At 73.3% G+C, this 21,476-nt stretch carries 21 protein-coding genes; 12 read left to right on the plus strand and 9 right to left on the minus strand.

Annotated elements, in window-relative coordinates:
• The first annotated feature begins 7 nt into the window (after positions 1–7).
• Complete coding sequence (hisG, locus tag BM158_RS18620) at positions 8–889, plus strand: ATP phosphoribosyltransferase (RefSeq protein WP_165629014.1); 882 nt, start codon at positions 8–10, stop codon at positions 887–889.
• Between the two features lie 90 nt (positions 890–979).
• Here hisG and BM158_RS18625 read toward each other — a convergent pair whose 3' ends face one another.
• Positions 980–2,200 carry an MFS transporter gene (locus BM158_RS18625; RefSeq protein WP_229827763.1) on the minus strand — a complete coding sequence of 407 codons (1,221 nt, stop codon included), beginning with the start codon at positions 2,198–2,200 and terminating at the stop codon, positions 980–982.
• Between the two features lie 123 nt (positions 2,201–2,323).
• Positions 2,324–3,244: a LysR family transcriptional regulator gene (locus BM158_RS18630; RefSeq protein ID WP_091562923.1), complete on the minus strand. Its 921-nt coding sequence runs from the start codon at positions 3,242–3,244 to the stop codon at positions 2,324–2,326.
• A 105-nt stretch (positions 3,245–3,349) separates the two neighbouring features.
• Between BM158_RS18630 and BM158_RS18635 the strand changes: the two genes are divergently transcribed.
• Genes BM158_RS18635 through BM158_RS18660 form a run of 6 tightly spaced genes read left to right on the plus strand, consistent with a single transcriptional unit; the run spans position 3,350 to position 9,301 of the window.
• A complete protein-coding gene (locus BM158_RS18635; RefSeq protein WP_229827762.1) occupies positions 3,350–4,327 on the plus strand; it encodes a cyclase family protein in 978 nt (325 codons plus the stop codon).
• 10 nt (positions 4,328–4,337) lie between these two features.
• Positions 4,338–5,468, plus strand: coding sequence for an FAD-dependent monooxygenase (locus BM158_RS18640; protein WP_091562930.1), 1,131 nt, complete (start codon positions 4,338–4,340; stop codon positions 5,466–5,468).
• Between the two features lie 12 nt (positions 5,469–5,480).
• Positions 5,481–6,419: a VOC family protein gene (locus BM158_RS18645; protein ID WP_091562933.1), complete on the plus strand. Its 939-nt coding sequence runs from the start codon at positions 5,481–5,483 to the stop codon at positions 6,417–6,419.
• A complete protein-coding gene (locus BM158_RS18650) occupies positions 6,419–7,372 on the plus strand; it encodes a fumarylacetoacetate hydrolase family protein (RefSeq protein WP_091562936.1) in 954 nt (317 codons plus the stop codon). Before BM158_RS18645 ends, BM158_RS18650 begins: the two co-directional genes overlap by 1 nt.
• Positions 7,369–8,115: an SDR family NAD(P)-dependent oxidoreductase gene (locus tag BM158_RS18655; protein WP_091562939.1), complete on the plus strand. Its 747-nt coding sequence runs from the start codon at positions 7,369–7,371 to the stop codon at positions 8,113–8,115. The genes BM158_RS18650 and BM158_RS18655 overlap by 4 nt, the downstream gene beginning before the upstream one ends.
• Before the next feature lie 16 nt (positions 8,116–8,131).
• The gene (locus BM158_RS18660; protein ID WP_091562943.1) at positions 8,132–9,301 is read left to right on the plus strand and encodes an alpha/beta hydrolase family protein; all 1,170 of its coding nucleotides are present in this window, start codon (positions 8,132–8,134) and stop codon (positions 9,299–9,301) included.
• 25 nt (positions 9,302–9,326) lie between these two features.
• Here BM158_RS18660 and BM158_RS18665 read toward each other — a convergent pair whose 3' ends face one another.
• Entirely contained in the window at positions 9,327–10,295 is a 969-nt protein-coding gene (locus tag BM158_RS18665) for an oxamate carbamoyltransferase subunit AllH family protein (RefSeq protein WP_091562946.1), read from the minus strand.
• A 341-nt stretch (positions 10,296–10,636) separates the two neighbouring features.
• Between BM158_RS18665 and BM158_RS22770 the strand changes: the two genes are divergently transcribed.
• Positions 10,637–12,484 (plus strand): helix-turn-helix domain-containing protein, encoded by a 1,848-nt coding sequence (locus BM158_RS22770; RefSeq protein ID WP_268247934.1) that lies wholly within the window; start codon positions 10,637–10,639, stop codon positions 12,482–12,484.
• Between the two features lie 57 nt (positions 12,485–12,541).
• On the opposite strand, the gene BM158_RS18675 is transcribed toward BM158_RS22770, so the two are convergent.
• The 3 genes from BM158_RS18675 to BM158_RS18685 form a co-directional block, all read right to left on the minus strand.
• Positions 12,542–13,291: a CbtA family protein gene (locus BM158_RS18675; RefSeq protein ID WP_091562950.1), complete on the minus strand. Its 750-nt coding sequence runs from the start codon at positions 13,289–13,291 to the stop codon at positions 12,542–12,544.
• Positions 13,291–13,491: a CbtB-domain containing protein gene (locus tag BM158_RS18680; protein WP_091562953.1), complete on the minus strand. Its 201-nt coding sequence runs from the start codon at positions 13,489–13,491 to the stop codon at positions 13,291–13,293. Before BM158_RS18680 ends, BM158_RS18675 begins: the two co-directional genes overlap by 1 nt.
• Before the next feature lie 191 nt (positions 13,492–13,682).
• Entirely contained in the window at positions 13,683–14,363 is a 681-nt protein-coding gene (locus BM158_RS18685) for a hypothetical protein (RefSeq protein ID WP_131802073.1), read from the minus strand.
• Positions 14,364–14,413: 50 nt separating this feature from the next.
• On the opposite strand from BM158_RS18685, the gene BM158_RS18690 reads away from it, so the two are divergent.
• Entirely contained in the window at positions 14,414–15,619 is a 1,206-nt protein-coding gene (locus tag BM158_RS18690; RefSeq protein WP_229827761.1) for an amidohydrolase family protein, read from the plus strand.
• A 498-nt stretch (positions 15,620–16,117) separates the two neighbouring features.
• Positions 16,118–18,205, plus strand: a complete 2,088-nt coding sequence (locus BM158_RS18695) for an AAA family ATPase (RefSeq protein ID WP_165629015.1) — start codon at positions 16,118–16,120, stop codon at positions 18,203–18,205.
• A 326-nt stretch (positions 18,206–18,531) separates the two neighbouring features.
• Here BM158_RS18695 and BM158_RS18700 read toward each other — a convergent pair whose 3' ends face one another.
• Complete coding sequence (locus BM158_RS18700) at positions 18,532–19,374, minus strand: DUF998 domain-containing protein (protein WP_165629016.1); 843 nt, start codon at positions 19,372–19,374, stop codon at positions 18,532–18,534.
• A gap of 37 nt (positions 19,375–19,411) precedes the next feature.
• On the opposite strand from BM158_RS18700, the gene BM158_RS18705 reads away from it, so the two are divergent.
• Entirely contained in the window at positions 19,412–19,783 is a 372-nt protein-coding gene (locus BM158_RS18705) for a GntR family transcriptional regulator (protein ID WP_091562971.1), read from the plus strand.
• On the plus strand, positions 19,780–20,112 hold the full coding sequence (locus BM158_RS18710; RefSeq protein WP_091562975.1) for a YnfA family protein: 333 nt from the start codon (positions 19,780–19,782) through the stop codon (positions 20,110–20,112). Before BM158_RS18705 ends, BM158_RS18710 begins: the two co-directional genes overlap by 4 nt.
• On the opposite strand, the gene BM158_RS18715 is transcribed toward BM158_RS18710, so the two are convergent.
• On the minus strand, positions 20,087–20,500 hold the full coding sequence (locus BM158_RS18715) for a hypothetical protein (RefSeq protein ID WP_091562980.1): 414 nt from the start codon (positions 20,498–20,500) through the stop codon (positions 20,087–20,089). The genes BM158_RS18710 and BM158_RS18715 overlap by 26 nt on opposite strands.
• Positions 20,494–21,447 carry a WcbI family polysaccharide biosynthesis putative acetyltransferase gene (locus tag BM158_RS18720; protein ID WP_091562983.1) on the minus strand — a complete coding sequence of 318 codons (954 nt, stop codon included), beginning with the start codon at positions 21,445–21,447 and terminating at the stop codon, positions 20,494–20,496. Before BM158_RS18720 ends, BM158_RS18715 begins: the two co-directional genes overlap by 7 nt.
• Positions 21,448–21,476: the final 29 nt, after the last annotated feature.

Here is a 21,476-nt window from a genome sequence, read left to right on the forward strand (position 1 = left end):
AGAACCGATGACCAGGAGCCACCCCGTGCTGCGCGTCGCCGTCCCCAACAAGGGCGTCCTGTCCGAACCCGCGGCCGAGATGCTGACCGAGAGCGGCTACCGGCAGCGCCGCAGCACCAAGGACCTCGCGGTCTACGACCCCGACTCCGACACCGAGTTCTTCTACCTCCGGCCCCGCGACATCGCCGTCTACGTGGCCGCCGGGACCCTCGACGTCGGCATCACCGGCCGGGACATGCTGCAGGAGACCACCCCGCCGGACACCGAGTCGCCGGCCGAGGAGGTCATGGCGTTGGGCTTCGGCCGGTCCTCCTTCCGGTTCGCCAGCCCCACCGGCTCGGGCATCGAGTCCGTCGCCGACCTGGCCGGCCGCCGGATCGCGACCGCCTACCCGGTGCTGCTGGAGAAGTTCCTCGCCGAGTCCGGCATCGACGCCGCCGTGGTCAAGCTGGACGGCGCGGTCGAGACCGCCTGCCGCCTGGGCGTGGCCGACGCCGTCTGCGACGTGGTGGAGACCGGGACGACGCTGCGCCAGGCCGGCCTGCACGTCATCGGCGACCCGGTGCTGACCAGCGAGGCCATCCTGGTCCGCCGGGCAGGCGCCGCGGAGAACCCGGCGGTGGCTCAGCTGCAGCGCCGGCTGCGCGGCGTCCTCGTCGCCCGGCAGTACGTGATGCTCGACTACGACTGCCCCGACGACCTGCTGGAGGAGGCCACCGCGATCACCCCGGGCCTCGAGGGCCCGACGGTGAGCCGGCTGCAGACCCCGGGCTGGTCGGCGGTGCGGGCGATGGTGCCGCAGAGCGACACCAACCGGCTGATGGACGAGCTCTGGGAGCTCGGTGCCCGCGCCATCCTGGTCACCTCCATCCACGCCTGCCGCATCTGAGCGACGCGGACCCCGGTGTCGGGGACACCGGGGTCCACTGGCTGGTGCAGGGCCCGGGTTCCCCGACACCGGGGCCGGCGGTGGTGCGGGTCAGGCCAGGCGGAGCTGCTTGACCACCACCGCGACGAGCACCGAGACGCCGCCGACCACGGCGACCGCAGCGGCGATGCCCGACAGTGCACCGGAGAGGGCGATGACCAGCAGCGGGCAGAGGAACTCGCCCAGGAACAGCGCGGCGGTCCACCGGCCGGTGCCGCGGCCGCGCTCCTCCAGCGCCAGGCCGGAGACCACCCAGGTCAGCAGGCTGGGCAGCATGATCCCGGTGCCGGCGCTGGCCAGCACCGCACCGGCGACGGCGACCGGCACGGCCGGCGCCAGCCCCATCACGACCAGGCCGAGGCCGGCCAGGCCGAAGGCCAGCGGCAGCAGGAAGGCCGGGCCGCGCCGGACGATCCGCGGGAAGGACGCCGCCCCCGCGGCGGTGGCCAGCGAGGCCAGCGCCGCGATGCCGCCGATGGCCGCGGTCTCCGTGACGCCCAGCCCGTCGAGCACGTAGGCCAGCTCCACGATCGGGGTGTAGAAGACGACACCGCCCACCAGGCTGACCGCCAGCGGCACCAGCATCCGGCGCCACGGCAGCGGCGGGAGGGCGGCGGTGCTGCGGGGCGGGACGGCGGGCGACCACACCAGGACGGCGGCCAGCGCGGCCAGCGGCAGGCCGACCAGGTACAGCCAGAACGGGGTGCGCCAGTCGCTGCTGCCCAGCGCGCCGCCGAGCCCGAAGAAGACGGTGGCCGCCAGCGTGGTGACGATGGTCTGCAGGCCGAACAGCTTGGCCCGGCGGGCGCCGGCGGAGTAGTCGGCGATCAGGGTGGTGCAGCAGGTCATGATCGCGGCCTCGGTGATGCCGACGCCGACCCGGGTGGCCAGCACCGCGGGCAGCGAGTCCAGCAGCACCGGCGCGGTTCCGAGCACGGCGTAGACGGCCAGCGAGCCCACCAGCAGCCGCTTGCGGCCCACCGCGTCGACGATCCGGCCGGCCACCGGGGCCAGCAGCGCGATCATCAGCGCGGGGGCGGTGAGCACCAGCGGGGCCAGCGCGTCCACCCCGGGGGTGCCGGCGAAGGCCCGCTGCAGGGTGGGCAGCACGGGGGACAGCAGCACCGCGCCGAGGATCGGCATGCAGCTGGCCGCCATGAGGACGGCGATCTCCCGGCGGCCGGCGGGCCGGCCGGTGACCGGGTGCAGCGCCCCGGTGTCGAGCGCGGCCGCGGCCGCGCCGGGGACGGGACCGTCGAGGGTCTGGGACACGGGTGCTCCTGGGCTCGGGTGCCGGACCTCGGTGACCGGCATCACTGAGCGCGGAGTGTGGGGACCGGCGCGACCCGCCGTCCAATAGATCCCTCGGCCGCACCCATCAGCGCGGTGGATGCCTCAGCCGACCGGCGTCGTCGCCTGCCGGGCCGCGCGCAGCACCAGGTCGCGCAGGAACACGTGGTCGGGGTCGCGCTCGTACACCGGGTGCCACCACATCGCCTCGACCAGGCCGCCGACGTCGATCGGGCTGGGCAGCGTGCGCACGCCGCTGCCCAGCGGCAGCAGGTCGACCAGCCGGCGCTGCAGCAGCGAGATCCGCCGGGAGCCCGCCACCAGGCCCGGCACGGTCAGGAAGTTCTCGGTCACCACCTGCACCCGGGGCTCGATGCCGCGCTGGCGGAGCACCCGCGCGGCCGGCGTCGAGGCGCTCGGGCCGTGGTAGACCGCCACCCACGGCAGGGTGCGCAGCTGGTCGACGGTGACCGCGTCGTCGATCTCGGGGTGGTCGGCCGAGCACACCACCACCCACTCGTCGGCGTAGAGCTCCGCGTGCGGCAGGTCGGCGAGGAACCCCATCGGCAGCAGCATCAGGTCCACCGCCAGCAGTGCCTGGTCGGCGCGGTCGACCAGCTCGGGGGTGTGCGGGGCCAGCCGCAGCCGGGCGTGCGGGGCGACCTCGTCCAGCAGCGCGGCCAGGGTGTCGCCGAGGACGGTCACCCCGTAGTCGCTCAGCAGCAGGCTGAACTCCCGGGTGGAGACCGCCGGGTCGAAGGTGGGCTGGGCGGTGAAGACCCGGTGGACCGACTCCAGCGCCAGCCGGGCCTGCAGCTGCAGCTGGCCGGCCAGCGGGGTGAGCCGGTACTCGTTGCCGACCCGGGTGAGCAGCTCGTCGCCGAAGTGCCGGCGCAGCCGGGCCAGCGAGGCCGACAGCGCCGGCTGGGACAGGCCCAGCTGCCGGGCCGCCTTCGTCACGCTGCGCTGGCCGAGGAGCGCGTCCAACGAGACCAGCAGGTTGAGGTCCAAGTTGGCCACGTTCACGCCCGGCATCATCCACCGCGGTGATGCCCGGCATCAAGGATCGGGGCTTCCCTGATGCCCCGTGCGAGCGGAGAGTGGGCCGCGTCACCGACGACAGGAGCCCCCGTGTTCGACCCGCAGGACCCCGAAGCCACCATCGCCGCCGCGGCGGAGCGGGTCTCCAACTGGGGCCGCTGGGGCGACGACGACGTGCTCGGCACGCTCAACCTGCTCACCCCCGAGAAGCGGGTGCAGGGCGCGGCCCTGGTGCGCACCGGGGCCAGCTTCGACCTGACCCAGCACTTCAACACCGACGGCCCGCAGAAGGGCTGGCTGCGCCGGGTCAACCCGGTGCACGCCATGCTCGGCACCGGCCTGGACGCCGAGGCCGGCATCCCCGCCTTCCCGCACGGCATCGGCGGCGCGGACGACATGGTCACCATGCCGCTGCAGGCCTCCACCCAGTGGGACGGCCTGGGCCACATCTTCGACCACGGCCGGGCCTACAACGGCCGCCGTGCGGGCGCGGTCGTGACCAGCGAGGGCGACAACACCACCGGCATCGAGACCACCGCCGGCCGCTTCGTCGGCCGGGGCGTCCTGCTGGACGTCGGCCGCTCCCACGGCACCGACGGCGAGCTGCCCGACGGGTTCGCCATCACCCCCGAGCACCTGGACGCCTGCGCCGCGGCCGCCGGTGTCGAGGTCACCAGCGGCGACCTGCTGCTGGTGCGCACCGGCCGGCTCGCCCGCGCCCGCCGCTCGATCGCCGCCGGCACCGGCTGGGGCGACTACGCCGGCGGGGAGTCGCCGGGCCTGTCGTTCACCAGCCTGGACTGGCTGCGCAGCCACGACGTCGCCGCCGTCGCCACCGACACGTGGGGCGTGGAGGTGCGGCCCAGCGAGTTCGCCGTCCCCACCTTCCAGCCCTTCCACCAGGTCGCCATCCCGCACCTGGGCCTGTTCCTCGGCGAGATGTGGGACCTCGAGGCGCTCGCCGACGACTGCGCGGCCGACGGCGTCCACGAGTTCCTGCTCGCCGCCCCGCCCCTGCCCGTCACCGGTGCCGTCGGCGCGCCGGTCGCCCCGATCGCCGTGAAGTAGGAGACCTCCGATGAGCGCTGTGCAGAACGTCCTCGTGGTCGGCGGCGGCCTGGCCGGCGCCGGCGTCGCGGTCCGGCTGGCCCGGGCCGGCGTCGCCGTCGACCTGGTCGAGGTCAAGCCGGACGTCCACGCCCTCGGGTCGGGCATCACGCTGCAGGGCAACGCCCTGCGCGAGCTCGACGGCCTCGGCGTCTGGGAGGCCGCCCGCGAGCGCGGGTACGCCTTCGACGTCACCGGCTTCCGCGCCCCCGACCCGGTCGGCACCGAGCTGTTCGCCGTCCCCGACGCCAGGACCGGCGGCCCGGACTACCCGGCCGTCATGGGCATGTCCCGCCCCGAGCTCGCCCAGCTGCTGCACGACCGCGCCGCCGAGGTGGGGGTCAAGCTGCGGTACGCGACGACGACCACCGACCTGGCCCAGGACGCCGACGGCGTCGACGTCACCTTCTCCGACGGGTCGTCGGGCCGCTACGACCTGGTCGTCGGCGCGGACGGCGTGCGGTCCTGGACCCGCCGGATGCTCGGCATCGAGCTGGAGACGAGGTCCACCGGCATGGGCATCTGGCGCTCCTTCGGCCCGCGGCCGGCCAGCGTCACCCGCACCGACCTCTACTACGGCGGCCCCTGCTACATCGCCGGCTACTGCCCGACCGGCGAGGACTCGCTCTACGCCTACCTCGTCGAGGACGCCCAGGACCGCTCCACGCTGGGCCCCGAGGAGCAGCTGGCCACCATGCGAGAGCTGTCCCAGGCCTACCACGGGCCGTGGGACGAGATCCGCGAGACGCTCACCGACCCCTCGAAGGTCAACTACACCTGGTTCGAGACCCACGTGCTGCCCGCGCCGTGGAACCGCGGCCGGGTCGTGCTCATCGGCGACGCCGCGCACACCTGCCCGCCCACCATCGCCCAGGGCGGCGCCCAGGCTCTCGAGGACGCCGCCGTCCTCGGCCAGCTGCTCGTCGAGCGCGACGCGCTCGACGCCGACCTCTGGGACGCCTTCCACGACCGCCGCGTCGAGCGGGCCCGCACCGTCGTGGAGGCCTCCAACCAGCTCGCCCAGTGGCAGCTGGACCACGTGCAGGGCGACATCCCCTCGCTCATGCGCACCGTCGCCCAGCTCGTCAGCCAGCCCGCCTGACAGGAGAAGACAGTGACCGAACGCCTCATCACCCACCTGCGGCACATCGACCTGGCCGTGCCCGACCTCGCCAAGCAGCGGGAGTTCTTCACCGGCACCTGGGGCCTGAAGGAGGAGACGACCGACAGCGGCCTGTCCTTCCTCGCGGCCGAGGGGAGCCCCGAGCAGTACGTCGTCCGGCTCCGCGAGGCCACCGACAAGCGGATCGACCTGGTCTCCTTCGGCGCCGCGGACCGCGCCGACGTCGACACCCTGGCCGGCCGGATGGCGTCGGCCGGCGTCCAGCTCGTGCACGAGCCCACCGACCTGCAGACCCCCGGCGGCGGCTACGGCTTCCGGTTCTTCGACAACGAGGGCCGCACGGTCGAGGTGTCCGCCGACGTCGCCGTGCGCGAGCACCGCCGCATCGAGGAGGGCGAGTCGATCCCGGTGCGGCTGTCCCACGTCGTGCTGAACTCGGCCGAGCCCGAGAAGACCGTGGCCTTCTACGAGCAGCACTTCGGCTTCGCGCTGTCGGACACCCTCATGCACCCGCGGATGGGCAACATGATGTGGTTCCTGCGCACCAACGCCTGGCACCACAGCATGGCCGTCGCCCGCGGCCCGCACGCCTCGCTGCACCACGCCTCGTTCGAGCTGCGCGGCATCGACGAGTACATGCGCGGCACCGGCCGGGCGCTGCGCGCGGGCGTGGAGAAGATCTGGGGCCCGGGGCGCCACATGGCCGGCAACAACACCTTCTCCTACTTCCTGGACCCGCACGGCAACACCGTGGAGTACACGACCGAGCTCGACCTGGTCGACGAGGACACCTGGCACCCCTCGCTCTACGACTTCACCCAGCCCGAGGTCAGCGACCAGTGGGGCACCGCGAACGCGATGAACGAGTTCGTCGCGCAGAAGTCGTTCAACGACCCCGACAAGGGTCTCTTCGTGGCACCCCCGGTCTGATGCGGTTCGCGACCTGGGAGCACCAGGGCGAGGTGTCCGCCGGTGTCGTCTCCGACGCCGGCGTGCACGGCATCCCCGGGACGACGGTGCTCGAGCTGGTGCGCTCGGGCCTGGCCACCGCGGTCGCCGCGGGGGAGCAGGCGCTGGAGGCACCGGCGGTGCCGCTGGCCGACGTCCGGCTGCTGCCGCCGCTGCAGCCGCCGACCGTGCGCGACTTCGTCACCTTCGAGGAGCACGTCGAGGGCGTGCGCAAGAGCATCGACGGCGCCGCCGGGGTGCCGGAGCGGTGGTACGCAGCACCGACCTTCTACTTCACCCACCCCTACGCCCTGGTCGGCGCGCACGACGACGTCGCCGTCCCGCCGGGCTGCCGGCGGTTCGACTTCGAGCTCGAGGTGGCGGCGGTCGTCGCCGAGGACCTGACCTCGCCCAGCCCCGACCAGGCCGCGGTCTTCGGCTACACGGTGCTCAACGACTGGTCGGCGCGGGACCTGCAGGCCGCCGAGATGCAGGTCAGCCTCGGCCCGGCCAAGGGCAAGGACTCGGCCACGACGCTGGGCCCGTGGCTGGTCACCGCCGACGAGCTCGAGCCCTACCGCGACGCCGAGGGGTTCCTCGCGCTGGAGATGACGGTGTCGGTCAACGGCACCCGCATCGGCCACGACCTGCTGTCCAACATGGGCTGGCCGTTCGAGGAGCTGGTGGCCTACGCCGGCCGCGGCACCCGGCTGCTGGCCGGCGACGTGCTGGGGTCGGGCACCTGCGGCAACGGTGGCTGCCTGGCCGAGCTGTGGGGCCGGGACGGGGCGTCCGCCCCGCCGCCGCTGCAGCCCGGCGACGTCGTGGAGATGACCGTCGAGGGCATCGGCACCATCCGCAACCGCGTCGTGGCCGGCGCCGAGCTGCCGCCGGTGGCCCCCGCGCGCACCCGCACCCGCGCCCGCACCCGATGAGCCCGGACCTGGCCGGCCGGGTCGTCGTCGTCACCGGCGGCGGCCGCGGCCAGGGCGCGGCGGAGGCCCGCCTGCTGTGCGCGCTCGGCGCGGAGGTCACCGCGGTCGACCTCGGGGACGGCCCCGACGAGGACCTCGGCGGGGCCGGCTACCGGCGGCTGGACGTCACCGACGCCGCGGGCTGGGCGGCCCTCGCGGCCGACCTCGGCGAGGTGCACGGCCTGGTCTGCAACGCCGGGGTCACCTGGCGGGCGCGGTTCACCGAGCTGGACCCGGCCGACCTGGCGCGGGTCATGGCGGTGAACGTGACCGGCACGCTGCTGGGCCTGCAGGCGCTCACCCCGCGGATGGGGCCCGGCGGGTCGGTGGTCGTCGTGGGCTCGGTGGCCGGGCTGACCGGGCACTTCCCGGCCGCCTACACGGCCAGCAAGTGGGCGCTGCGCGGGCTGGCCAAGACGGCCTGCCTGGAGCTGGGCCCGCGCGGCATCCGGGTCAACACCGTCCACCCCGGCTACGTCGAGACGCCGATGACCGCCTCGGCCGCACCGGCCTTCCGGGCGGCCAACGTCGCCGAGACCCCGCTGGGGCGCACCGGCACCGTCGACGAGGTGGCCCCGCTGGTGGCCTTCCTGCTCGGCGACGGCGCCTCCTTCATCACCGGCGCGGAGATCCCCGTCGACGGGGGCCTCACCGCCCACGGCGGCGTGAAGTCCATCAGCGACGCCGTCGCCGCACCCACCTGAGCAGAGAGGAACGCACGTGTTCGAGTACTTCCCGGGCAACTACGTCTGGAACCTGGGCGTCGTCGCGACGCTGAACTCCGGCGGGCTGATCGACGAGGTCGACCGCGCCTGCCGGCCGATCAAGGACGCCGCGCAGCAGGGCGAGGACGCCGGCACCCAGGACTTCCTGCGGGCCTGGACGGCGCTGACCGACCAGCTGGTCGAGCAGGCCGAGGCGGCCGAGAAGGCCGGGCACACCCGCACCGCCGGGCAGCTGTGGTTCCGCGCCACCAACTACCTGTGCCAGGCCGAGCGGATGCTGTCCCACACCAGCCCCGACCGGGTGCCCACCTACCGGCGGGTCACCGACATCGCCGAGCGCGCCTTCGCCACCCACAGCCCGCGGGTCTCGCGGGTGGAGATCCCCTACGAGGGCACGACGCTGCCGGCCTACTTCAGCGCCGCGCCGGCCACCGACCAGGGGCCCGCACCGGTCGTCGTGCTGGTCAACGGGCTGGACTCCACCAAGGAGCACATGTACACGTCCAACCACTGGGAGGAGCTGGCCGCCCGCGGCATCTCCTGCCTGATGCTGGACCAGCCCGGCACCGGCGAGGCGCTGCGCCTGCAGGGCCTCACCGCGCGCATCGACACCGAGGTGTGGGCCGGCGCGGCGGTGGACTGGCTGGAGACCCGCGCGGACGTCGACACCGCGAGGATCGGCATCGTCGGCTGGTCACTGGGTGGCTACTTCTCGCCGCGCGCCGCGGCCTTCGAGAAGCGGTTCGCGCTCTGCGTGGCGTGGGGGGCCAACCACGACTGGGGCGCGGTGCAGCGCCGCCGGGCCCAGCGCGAGGGCGAGCGCCCCGTGCCGCACTACTGGTCGCACGTGCTGTGGGTGTGGGGCATCGAGGGCGACGAGCACCACCTCGACGCGTTCCTGGAGTTCGCCGACGGCGTCCACCTGGACGGCGTCGTGGAGAAGATCACCGTGCCGTTCCTCGTCGCGCACGGGGAGCACGACCGGCAGATCCCGCTGGAGTACGCGCACCGCTCCTACGAGCAGGCCGTCCACTCCCCGAAGCGGGAGCTGCGGGTGTTCACCCCCGAGGAGGGCGCCACCGAGCACATCGGCCTGGACCACCTGCCGCACGTCAGCGTGTTCGTCGCCGACTGGGTCGCCGACACCTTCGCCGAGCTGGGCTGACCCGCACCGGGCCGCCCGCCCCGCCTCAGCGGGTGCGGGTGGTCCGGTCGGCGAGGTCGATGGCGGTGGACAGGCCCAGCGCCATGGCCCGGCCGCTGGTCGACCCCGTGGCCAGCAGCGTGGCCAGCGCGGCGTCGAGGTCGCCCTGCCCGATCAGCGCCCGGACGACGGCGGCGAACTCGCCGCTGACCCGGCCGGCCGCGGCGTGCTTGAGCAGCGCACGGGACAGCTCGGTGGTGCGCCCGGCGGCCAGCGCGTGCACGCCGGCGCCGAAGCGCTCGGCGGCCGGGTGCCCCATGAGCACCAGTCCGGCGACCGTGCCGGCGAGCACGTCGTCCCCGGCGGGGGTCAGGCCCGGGCCGAGCCCGACCAGCCGGGTGGCGGTGCGCAGCGCGGCGTCGAGGTCGGCACGCCGGACGGCGCCGCGCAGCGCCGCCAGCGGGCCGCTGGGCCCACCGGGCAGGCCGGGCAGGGTGAAGGCCGAGTGCGGTCCGTCGCCGTAGAGCGCGGTGCGCAGCGTGCGGACGCCCTCGGGCAGCAGCACCGGGCGCAGGCCGGGCAGCCTGGGCCGGGGGTCCCACCAGGCGGCGGCGGACACGGTGAGGTCGCCGACGACGACGCGGCCGCCGCCGACGGAGGCCCGGGCGCCGGCCGGGGCACCCACCAGCGGGCGGCCGTTGGACGGGCGGGAGAGCACCAGGCCCAGCGGCAGCCGGGCGGCGTCGGCGGTGAGCACGCCGACCACGTCGGTGCCCTGCGGGGTGGCCACGGCCAGGTAGACCGCGGCGGGCACCGACAGCAGCACGGTGGCCGGGCGGACCGGTCCGCGCAGCAGTTCGGCGACGCCGGTGCTGGCCGCCGCGGGGACGGCGGGCCCGGCGGTCAGCGGGCGGGCGGGGTCCCGGGGGAGCGGGATGGTCGGCACACCGGCGCGGGCGGCCCGGCCGCGCTCGGCCGTGGCGGTGGTGGTGTGCTGCGGTCCTGCGGTGCGCATGGGTCCTCCCGTGGGTACCGGCGGTCGCCCCCGCGCCGCCGTCCGCACCGTGACCGGGCGGAGGAGCCGCGGTGGGGCGGCTTACCATCCACACGAGCCGATCGGGCGTATGTCGAACCTATGCGGCGCGTCCACACCCGTCGTATGGCGTAACTAGCCAAGAATGCGTGGCCGAGTCCAGGCAGCTCTGACAGGATGAGCGGGCAGGACCGGGGGAGCACGGGACGTGGGGGGACAACACGGTGACCGATCGTGAGTACGCGGTGACATCGCCTTCGGAGGGTGGCCGAACGGCTCCGCTGCGTCAGGTCTCGGGCCGGTCCGAGCCGGCGCTGTCCCGGGTGGCGCCGACCGAGCGCACCGCCCTCGAGGACAGCATGGGCCTGTCGGTCACCCAGCTGCTGGCGCTCACCGACGGCACCCTGGTCGCGGGTTCCGCGGGGGCCGGCCGGGTGGTCCGCCAGGTGGTCGTCGACGACCCCGCCGACCCGCTCGCCGGTGCCGGCCCCGACGTCCTGGTGGTGCTCGGCGCCCGGCTGCCCCCGGCCGACCCGGCGCAGTGCCGGGCCCTCATCGAGCGGCTCACCGCGCTCGGCACCGCGGCGCTGGCCTACCGCGACGCCGAGGGCCCGCCCGCCGTCCCCGCCGAGGTGCGCTACGAGGCCGACCGCCGCGGGTTCCCGGTGGTGGCGCTGCCGCGCACCTCCCGGCTGGACCTGGTCGTCGCCGAGGTGTTCGGCGCCATCGTGGCCAAGCAGTCGCAGGCGCTGAGCCTGGCCGACCGGATGCACAACCAGTTCATCGACGTCGCGCTGACCGGCGGCGGGCTGGCCGAGGTCACCGCGCAGGCGGCCACGTTCCTCGACGGCGCCGCGGTGCTGGGCCTGGGCCCCGACCGCGAGATCGCCACCAGCGCCGGGCCGTCGGACGACGTCGCCGAGGTGCGCGACTGGCTGTGGCTGCTCGACGCCGCCGCCGACGACGCCTACTCCGACCTGCCCAGCGCCCGCCGGCTCTCGGAGAACCGCGCCGACCAGGCCATCGTCACCCCGGCCGACGTGCTCGCCGACGCCGACCTCTCCCCGGCCGACGGCATCCTGCTGGTCCCCGGCCACCACGAGCTGCCCGGCGGGGTCGGCGAGTACGCCGTCGCGCCGATCATGGCCGGCGACCAGCGGCACGGCTGGCTGGTCGCGGTGAACCGGCACGGGCCGATGCTGGTCGGCGCCGGGGCGGTGCTCGAGCGCGGCGCGGTCATCGCGGCGCTGTCGGAGATCCGCCACCAGGCCGTGCACTCGGTGGAGCTGCGCTTCCAGGGCGACATGGTGCGCCGGCTGGTCAGCGGCACCGTCGGGCACACCGAGCGGGCGCTGGCCTACACCCGCTCCTTCGGCTGGCGGCTCGACGGGCCGGTCGCGGTGCTGGTCACCGCCACCGAGACCGTCGCCGACGCCAGCGCCGACCCCACGCGGGCGCTGGACGTGCTGGACCGGCTGGCCGACGGCTGGCGGGCCGCGATCGACGGCGAGGTCGCCGGCGCCGCGGTGGCGGGCCTGGCCACCGAGATCGTCACGGTGCTGCCGCTGGACGGCCGCACGCCCGAGGAGCTGACCTCCCTGGTCGCGGCGGTCACCGGCCGGGTCAACGCCCGGCTGCGCCGGGTGGGCCGGGTGCTGGCCACCGGCATCGGCCGGCCGGCGCGGGAGCTCTCCGGCCTGGGCGAGGCGCACCAGCAGGCGCAGCGGGCGCTGCAGGTGGGCCAGGAGATCCACGGCGAGGCCACGGTCACCCACTTCGACCAGCTCGGGGTGTTCCGGCTGCTGTCGCTGATCCCGGACTCGACGGAGCTGCGGTCCTACGTCGACGAGGTGCTCGGCCCGCTGGCCGATGCCGCCGACCCCGACTCCGCCGACCTGCGCGACACCCTGCGGGTGCTGCTGGAGACCAACCTCAACGTCGCGGAGTCCGCCCGCCGGCTGCACTTCCACTACAACACGATGCGCTACCGGATCGGCAAGCTGGAGCGGATGCTGGGGCCCTTCACCTCCGACCCCACGCTGCGGCTGAACCTCCTGCTGGCCCTGCACGCGGCACGCATGCGCGGCCTGGACCAGGTGCACCGGCCGCCGGTGGAGGCCACCGGCCTGCCCTACCTCGACGACGGCCTGGAGGCCCTCGCCCAGGCCTGACCCCGAGGACGACGCAGGCCCGCCACCCGGGTGGGTGGCGGGCCCCGTCGAGGCGGCTCAGCTGCGGCGGGCGAGGCGGTCGACCAGGTAGCCGGCGGTGAGGCCGAGCGTGGTCCACATGACCGCGAGCTGGCCGAGGGACGCCAGCCGGAAGTCCCACACGACCGCGGCGGGCACGTCGGCGGCGATGGTGTCGGGGTTGTCCGGCACCAGCAGCACCGTGGCCGCGACCAGCGCGACGGCGAGCAGGACCGCCGCCGTCGCCACGGCCGACGGGTGCAGACCGCGGGCGCGCAGCGTGCCGACCAGCGCCGACACCAGCAGCGCGGTGACCACGCCGGCGCCCAGTACCGCGACGTAGATCGCCGTCCGGGTGCCGACGGTGTCGGGGTCGCCGACGGCCGGCGGGTTGGCCGGCATCTTCAGCGCGGGCAGCAGCGCGAACACGCCGAACCCGACCGCGGTGAGGACGGCGACCCGGCCGACGTCGGTGCGCCCGGGCAGCCGGTGCCGCACCCCGGCGTACACCGCGGCGACGACGACGGAGAACACCACCGCGGCGACCACGGTGCCGAGGAACCCGCCGACCAGCTGCGTGCCGCGGCCGACCAGCTCCTCGCCGTGCTCGTGGCCGCCGGCGCGGGACTCCTCCAGCGCCAGCGCCGGCGCGATGGCCCGCTCGGTCACCAGCAGCGCCCACGCACCCGACGCCGCCCCGGCCGCGACGCCGGCGAGGGCGAAGCGGCCCAGCAGCGGCGCGAAGCGGGGGGCGGTCCCCTGGCGGGGGCTGTCGAGGGCGGCCGCCATCAGTGGCAGGGCATGCCCAGCGAGTGCCGGGCGTCGTGGAAGAACTCGTGCGCGAAGTCGCCGGCCGAGGCGAGCACGGCGCCGTTGTCCTGGGCGACCAGGTACAGGGCGAACAGCGCGAGCAGCGCCAGCGCCCAGGCGTAGGCCGGCACGGCCATGCGCGGGACGGCGGTGCGGGTGGTCTGCTGTGCAGAGGTCATCGGGGAACCTTCCTGTCCATCACTCGTGGGTGCGCCGCGGCCGGTGTCCGGCTGCCGGGCGCGTGCGCCCGGGTGACGGTGGCGAGGACCGCGCCGGACTCCCACCGGCTTCCCTGCACCGCAGCGGTGCGGACGCTACGGCCGGGTTCCCCGGTCCACCAACGTCGAAGGTGCGCAGCTGCGCAGGTGGATCAGGCGGGCAGGCCGACCAGCACGCAGTCCGCGCAGGGCAGCGCCCCGGGCAGCCGCTGCAGCAGGCAGCAGGACCGCCGGGCGAACCCGCCGTCGGGCCGCCACCCGCCGGTGCCGGCCAGCGGCCCGGCGGCCAGCAGCGCGTCGAGCACCGCCCGGGTCCGCGCGGCCAGCCCCGGCCGGGCACCGGCCACCACGACGGCGGTGCCGTGCAGCGCGGAGACGACGTTGCCGGTGAGCACCCGCGGCGACACCGACCGGGCCGCGACGGCGGCGGTCCACGGGTCGACCAGCGGGGTCAGCCAGTGCGCGGCCAGCCCGGCCGCGACGTCGTCGGGCGTGCGGACGGCGACCGCGCGCACCCCGGCCCACGCCATCGGCACCGGGTTCGACCCCACCGGCTGCAGCACCACCGAGGCGGGCACCGGCAGCACGCCGGTGGCCAGCGCGGCGCCGAGGGCGGGGGAGAGGACCCGGGCCACCACGCCCAGGTGCACCAGCGAGTGCACCTCCCGGGCCGCGGCCGCCGATCCGAGCACCGCCGACACCGCGGCCGCCCGGGCGCGCAGCAGGGTGTCGCCGTCGGCGAGGTCCACCGCCCCGGGACCGGCGTCGTCGTCCACCGCGCAGAACGGGCCGAGCTCCGCGGCGGCGCGGAGGGCGGCGTCGGCGGGGGGCACGACGCGAGCCTGCCACCCGACCGTCACACGGCTGCGGTAGAAGGTCCGGCATGAGCGACCTGCTGGTGACCGGTGCCCGCCTGCGCGACGGCCGGGTGGTCGACGTCCACGTCGCCGGCGGCCGCGTCGTGGCGATGCCCGAGGCGGGCACCGGGCCTCGGCCGGACGGCGTCCCCGTGGTGGACGCCGACGGCGGGCTGGTCACCGAGCCGTTCGTCGACGGCCACCTGCACCTGGACAAGGTGCGCACCCTGCCGCTGGCCGGCGAGGCCGCGCTGGCCGCCTACACCGCCGACGGCATGGCCGAGTCCGCGGCGAGCATCGACCTGGCCAGCGCGGTCAAGGCGCACTGGTCGGTGGACCTGCTGCTGCCCAACGTGCGCGAGGTGCTGGCGCTGGGGGTCGAGCACGGCGTGCTGCACGTGCAGGCCTTCGTCGACGTCGACTCCGCGGCCGGGCTGGTGGGCATGGAGGCGGTGCTGGCCGCTCGCGAGGAGTTCGCCGGCACCGTCGACGTCTCCGTGGTCGCCTTCCCGCAGGACGGCGTGCTGCGCGACCCCGGCACCGCCGAGCTGGTGGAGGCGGCACTCGACCTGGGGGCCGACGTGGTCGGCGGCATCCCGTGGATCGAGGACGGCGAGGCCGACCAGCGGGCGCACGTGCAGTGGGCGTGCGCGCTGGCCGCCCGCCGCGGGCTGCGGGTGGCGATGCTGACCGACGACGCCCCCGACCCCGCCTACCGCACCACCGGGATGCTGGCCGAGGCGATGGTCGAGCACGGCCTGGTCGGCCGGGGCGTCGCCTGCCACGCCCGCGCGCTCGGCGCCTACGGCGAGGACGACCTGGCCACCGTGGTCGGGCAGGCCCGGGCCGCCGGGCTGCGGTTCGTCAGCGACCCGCACACCGGAGGGCGGGCGCTGCCGGTGCGCCGGCTGGTCGCCGAGGGCCTGCCGGTGGGGCTGGGCCAGGACGACGTGGAGGACGCCTACTACCCCTTCGGCCGGCACTCCCTGCTCGAGGTGGCGTTCCTCGCCGCGCACCTGCTGGAGATGCGCTCGGCGGCGGACCTCGAGACCCTCGTCGACCTCATCAGCACCTCGGCCGCCCGGGTGCTGGGCCTGGCCGACCACGGGCTGCGCGTGGGCGGGCCGGGTGACCTGCTGGTGCACGACGCCGTCCGCACCGTGGACCTGCTGGCCCGGCACGCGGCCCCGCGCGCCGTGGTGCGGTCCGGCCGGGTGGTCGCTCAGCGCTGACGCGGGGTCCTCCAGGCGGCTTCCTCGTCGAAGGGCTCGTCGTCGTCCTCGTCCACCCGCTGCTTCTTGGTGTCCGCCTTCAAGGTGGGCGTTGTCAACGGCCCTGCGCAGTGCGGGCAGCACATTGACCTTGCTCTGCAGCCGGCCGAGTCGGGTGCGCAGATGGCTGATGGCCATTTGCTCAAAGGTGTGGTGACGCAGGGGGGAAAGGCGCAGGGAAAACCGCCGTGCTTCGAGAGCTGGTCCTTGATGATGCCGTCGGCGGTAAACCGGGCGGTCGCCCGACTAGGAAGGGCGGTTTGGGCCGCCTCGTCGTGTGTCTCGACACAAGTCACCCCGGCATCGGTCGACGACGCACCATGAGGGACACGGCCAGCACGAGGTCTAATCGAACCGCCCGCCAAGCCGGCAGCTGAGCGGTATGAGTCTGCAGCTTGTGACATGCTGAACCGACTCGCACAGAATCTAGCTATCTTGACAACAGGAACAGGTAACGGCATGCGATTCAACAGCATCTCTATCTCGAACCTCCGCGCCATTGAGCGGTTTGAAGTTGACGACCTGAAAGATTTTATTGTCATTGCAGGCCAAAACGGTTCAGGTAAATCTTCCGTATTTGACGGACTGAGACTGTTGAAGTCAGTTTACGGAGGCTATCAGGCTGACGAATACATGCAGTGGTTTGGCGAATTTGCAATTAATCTCCAAGACAAGTCCGCTCTGCGGCGGTTGTTCCGAGACTCGTCTCGCGAGATCAAGATCGCAGCCGAGGTGTCGTTCACAGAAGCAGAGCGCGCGTTCGTGCTGGACAATCTCGATAATTTGACGGATCCGATCGCATGGCAGATGGTGACCGGTCAGCGATCCGACCACTGGTCGTTCAGCAGAATGGCCATTGCATTGCAGTTGCAGCAGTATGAAGAACAAGTCAAGGCGGCGTCCGCCTCCCTGAAGGAGGCGGTGCGCAGCCAATTTACCTCCCGCGACCAGTCGCTCTCGCTTACTATTCTGCCGTCGGGAGAGATGTACCTGAACAATTCTAAGCCTGTCGAGGTCGCCTTTCAAAGTTATCAACCGGACCACTTGGGCGTAATCGAATATCACAGCGCGTCACGCGCTTACACGCGCCAAGATGTCGGCGGCATCGACTTGAATGTGCGCAACTTTCAGGACCAGCGCCGACAGCAGGCGCTGTACAACTGGCAAGCTAAATACCAGAACGTTAAGACCGAATTGGCGTCGAGCTACCTGCGTCAGCTTATTTCGAGGCAGGCGGGAACCGGGGGTTCGGAAGACGATCTGAACGCTACGCTGGCTGAACTATTCAAAACGTTCTTCCCAGACAAATCGTACGGGGGAGTTCGACCGCTAGAAAATGGCGGTCTCGAATTCCCGGTGAAAGTTGGCGAGAGTGCTCAGCACGATATCGACGATCTGAGCTCGGGCGAGAAGGAAATTCTATATGGGTACTTGCGCCTGCGGAACTCAACCCCCGCCAACAGTGTAATTCTGCTTGACGAACCCGAGCTGCACCTTAATCCAAGCCTGATGCAGGGGTATGCCGACTTCTATCATCGGCACCTGGGTCTAGCGAGGGGGAACCAGCTGTGGCTTGTGACGCACTCGGACGCGCTTCTGCGACAGGCCGTCGGAAATAGTAATTATCGCGTTTATCACATGGTGTCCGCATCCTCGGCTGGGCCCGCCGTGAATCAGGCGGCCGAGGTCCTCTTGGACGACGAGTTGGATCGCGCTGCGATTGACTTGGTCGGTGACCTTGCTAGTTACAGGCCGCAGGCGAAGATTGTCATCCTCGAGGGGGCGGAGGATGACGGTTTTGACGTTGGTGTCGTTCGCCGCCTCTTCCCCGATGCTGCTCGTCGACTGAATCTTGTAAGTGGCGGATCCAAGCGTCGAGTGCGCGACCTACACGAAATATTGGTGAAATCGTCGGAGCTAAACGGGGCTCACAACAAGTTTTATGCCATCTGCGACCGGGATTCGGACGTAAGGTTGACCGCCGAGATTGAGAATCGAGTTTTCACTTGGGATCGCTACCATATTGAGAACTATTTGCTCGATTCCGAGCTCATCCTCTCGGTCTCGACAAGTCTTAGTTCATCGGCACCGTTCGCGACGGTGGAAGAGGTGGATGCTGCCCTGGTGAAGGCCGCGCGGGAGGTGCTGGGAGGATTGGTAGTCCAAGTTGTGCAGCGCGGAATCAATTCTGCCCTTATTAAGACCGTGTCCATCGGCATAGATCCGGCATCTCGCACCCCCGCGGCCGATTTCTTGAACTCGGTTGCCTCGTCCACGAACAAGTTCAGGGCGGCGGCGGACGGGCTGACGTACGAGGAGGTGAACCGTCGCGTGACGGATGCGCAGGCAAAATTCGCGGACGCGCTGTCGGATGCGAGTTGGCGTACGGAATTCCCGGGTCGCGACGTGCTGAAAAGATTCGTCGGTGCTTCCCTAGTGGGTGTCAATTACGTTGCATTTCGAAACCTGCTGCTTGACAAGATGGCTGAGCAGCAGATCCAACCAGTTGGGATGAAGGCCGTCATTGAAAGGGTTCTACATGAGTAATCGTCTTGCGTAAGTCGTTCTGCATCGTTTGGGGGGTCTGATTCGTGTATACGAGGTGAGAGAAGGGTGCAACAGTTAGCGTGGATTGGCCTCCGTGCTCCGGTACTTCGCCAGGAGCGATCTGCTGGTGTCCAGCGCCGGCGCACGGGTCCGCGATGGCCGGGCGGCCGACGTTCACATCGCCGCGGGCCCGTTGGCCGCGCGGGCCCCGGTAGGGGACGGGGCCCGCGCGGCGACCTGCTGGTGCACGACGCCACCCGCACGGTCGACCTGCTGGCCCGGCACGCGGCCCCGCGCGCCGTGGTGCGGGCCGGCCGGGTGGTCGCTCAGCGCTGACGCGGCGTCTTCGGCGTCTTCCAGGCGGCCTCCTCGTCGAAGGGCTCGTCGTCCTCCTCGTCGTCCGACCGGTCGGCCGCCTGCTTCTTCGCGTGCGCCTTCAGCGCCTCGTCCCGGGCTCGCGCGCGGTCAAACGCCTCGGCCTTCTCCAGCTCACGCCGCTGCCGCTTGGTGAGCGGGGCGTCCTCCCCCTCGGGGAGCACCACGCGCCAGTCGTCGCGTTGGCGCAGCAGCAGGACGGCGGCGACGGCGAGCCCGACCGGCAGCACGTAGGCCGCCACCCGCTCCATGCCGCCGTAGCCCAGCAGCGCGGTGACGCCGGTGCCGAAGAAGACCGTGCCGATGGTGCCGACCAGACCGAGCAGCGCCAGCACGGTGCCCACCGCCTCCGAGCGGGGTCGCACGCCGTAGGCCAGCGCGATGAGGCCCAGCCCGCTGCCGAGCAGGTAGAGGACCGCGCCGACGGTGTGCGTGCCGCCGCCGGAGTCCGACGGGAACAGCCCGACCAGCAGCACCCCGGCCCCGGCGGCGGCCAGCAGCACCAGCGCCAGCCGGCCGCCGAGGCCCACGAGCGCCGGGTACAGCAGCACCGCGCCGGCCACGATGAGCACCGCCTGGGCGACGAAGGAGGCGTTCATCAGCCCGGCGGCGGGGGAGAGGTCGGTGCCCAGGTCGCTGATCGCCTGCTCGACCCGGCTGTACCCGCCGAACCGGGCGATGGCGACGGCCTCGACGACGAAGAACTGCAGGGTGAGCAGCCACGCCAGCGACCCCGCCAGGTAGCGGGTGCGGCTCAGGGAGGTCGGGGCGGTGCTCGGCTCGCTGTCGGTCACGGGGACCCATGGTCCCAGCACCGGCAGACTGGTGCCCGTGACCCTCGACGTGAGCGTGGACGCCGGCAACGGCACACCGCCCTACGAGCAGCTGCGCGCCCAGATCGCCGAGCGGGTGCACGACGGCCGGCTCACCGAGGGCGACCGGCTGCCGACCGTGCGCGGCCTGGCCGAGCAGCTCGGCGTCGCGCCCGGCACGGTCGCCCGGGCCTACGCCGAGCTGGAGGTCGACGAGCTGGTCGAGGGCCGCGGCCGGGCCGGCACCGTGGTCACCGGCGGCTCGGGCGACCCGGCCCGGGCCCGGCTGCGGGGTGCGGCCAACCGGCTGGTCGCCGCGGCCCGTGCCGACGGGCTGGACGACGGCACGGTGCTCGCCGTGGTGCACGACGCGCTCACGGCCCGCCGGTGACCGCGCGCTCGGTCGCGCTGTTCGTGCTGGCCGCGGTCTGCGAGATCGGCGGCGCCTGGCTGGTCTGGCAGGGCGTACGGGAGCACCGCGGGTGGCTGGTCGCGGGGGCCGGGGTGGTGGCGCTGGGCCTGTACGGCTTCGTCGCGGCGCAGCAGCCCTCGGCGGAGTTCGGCCGGGTGCTGGCGGCCTACGGCGGGGTCTTCGTCGTGGGGTCGCTGCTGTGGGGCGCGGTCGCCGACGGTTTCCGGCCCGACCGGTGGGACGTCGTCGGCGCGCTCGTCTGCCTGGTCGGCGTCGCGGTGATCATGTACGCCCCGCGGTCGGGCTGAGCGCCCGCACCACCGCCCACTGCTCGGGCGTCAGGTAGGACGGGTTGCTCCCGGCCGGCATCCGCAGCACCTCGGCGGTGCGCACAACCGGGTCGGCGAGCAGCGCACCGCGCGGCACCGGGTCGGCCAGGAGCTCCCACCGCACCTGCACCTCGAGGGCACCCGCGTCGACGCCGGTGACCGTGCCGACCGCGTGCACGCCCGGGTCGACCCGCCCGCTGCACCACAGCACGGCCGGGTCACCGGGTCCGACGAGGTCCAGCCGGTAGCTGCGCCGCACGCAGCGGATCAGGTCGCCCGTCTGCCCGGGGCGCCAGCCGGGGAGCAGCTGGTCGGGCAGCACCGCCGACTTCAGCAGCCAGCAGCCGATCCCCGCCCGGGTCAGCACCCGAGCGCGGCGAGCCGGTCGGCGTAGCGGTCCACGGCGCGGCGGGCGACGTCCGGGTGCTGGGCGTAGAAGCCGAGCTGGGCCTCGGCGACCTCGGCCCAGGGCACGTCGCGGCCGGCCAGCTCCCAGCGCGGCCGGGCCGCGGCGGGGTCGAGGTCGAGGGCGGCCAGGACGGCGGTGTCCAGCGGGGCCCTCGAGCTGCCCAGCATCTGGTGGTCGGGCACCGCGGGCTCGCCGGCCCAGCCCAGCGTCCTCAGCACCCCGGCACCGACCTCGCGCAGGGTGGCGTTGGCCGGGTGGTTCACCGTCCACATCGCCTCGGCGCCCCCGGCGACGACGGAGTCGGTGGTGTCGACGTCCAGCGCGGCGTTGCGCCGCCGCAGCTCGCGTTGCGAAGCGGCGGCCAGCTCGCGGACGGCTTCCGGGTCGAGCCGGGCCGTCTCGATCGCCGCCATGGCCCGGTCGGTGTCCCACCCCCGGGTAGCGGCCTGCAGCAGCCGCAGGTCGTGGTAGTCGGTGAGCGGGGCGTCGACCCGGGCGCCGGCGGCGTCGTGGGCGTGCACCTGCCACGGGAACAGGCCCTCGTAGTAGGTGGTGGGCACCCGCACCACCCGGGCGTCGGCGGGCAGCAGCGCGACCAGCTGCTCGCTGCCGCAGCCGGGCACCCGGTACTCGTCCTTGACCGGCTGGGTGACCAGCACCCCGGCGACCCCGACCAGCTCGTGCAGGCGGCCCACCTCGGCCTCGTCCATCTCGAACACCGGCGGCAGCCGGACGAACTCCACCCCGTGCTCCGCGCCCGCCGGGGCGACCATCCGGCGGATCGACTCGGCCTGGCAGTTGCCCCACACGAAGCCCACGCTGCCCGGTTCCACGGTGGCGGCGTCGAGCTCGTGCCAGCGGCGCAGGTGCTCGGGGACGGGGATCTCCACCTGGTGCGCGGTCATGTGCCCAGCCTGGGACCTGGACGTGAGAT

The sequence above is a fragment of the Klenkia taihuensis genome (genome assembly GCF_900112525.1).
Classification (GTDB): domain Bacteria; phylum Actinomycetota; class Actinomycetes; order Mycobacteriales; family Geodermatophilaceae; genus Klenkia; species Klenkia taihuensis.

Coding starts and splice junctions, on each gene's coding strand:
- hisG (WP_165629014.1), top strand. CDS start 8: ATGACCAGGAGCCACCCCGTGCTGCGCGTCGCCGTCCCCAACAAGGGC.
- BM158_RS18640 (WP_091562930.1), top strand. CDS start 4,338: ATGAGCGCTGTGCAGAACGTCCTCGTGGTCGGCGGCGGCCTGGCCGGC.
- BM158_RS18650 (WP_091562936.1), top strand. CDS start 6,419: ATGCGGTTCGCGACCTGGGAGCACCAGGGCGAGGTGTCCGCCGGTGTC.
- BM158_RS18655 (WP_091562939.1), top strand. CDS start 7,369: ATGAGCCCGGACCTGGCCGGCCGGGTCGTCGTCGTCACCGGCGGCGGC.
- BM158_RS18665 (WP_091562946.1), bottom strand. CDS start 10,295: ATGCGCACCGCAGGACCGCAGCACACCACCACCGCCACGGCCGAGCGC.
- BM158_RS18675 (WP_091562950.1), bottom strand. CDS start 13,291: ATGGCGGCCGCCCTCGACAGCCCCCGCCAGGGGACCGCCCCCCGCTTC.
- BM158_RS18680 (WP_091562953.1), bottom strand. CDS start 13,491: ATGACCTCTGCACAGCAGACCACCCGCACCGCCGTCCCGCGCATGGCC.
- BM158_RS18690 (WP_229827761.1), top strand. CDS start 14,414: ATGAGCGACCTGCTGGTGACCGGTGCCCGCCTGCGCGACGGCCGGGTG.
- BM158_RS18695 (WP_165629015.1), top strand. CDS start 16,118: ATGCGATTCAACAGCATCTCTATCTCGAACCTCCGCGCCATTGAGCGG.
- BM158_RS18720 (WP_091562983.1), bottom strand. CDS start 21,447: ATGACCGCGCACCAGGTGGAGATCCCCGTCCCCGAGCACCTGCGCCGC.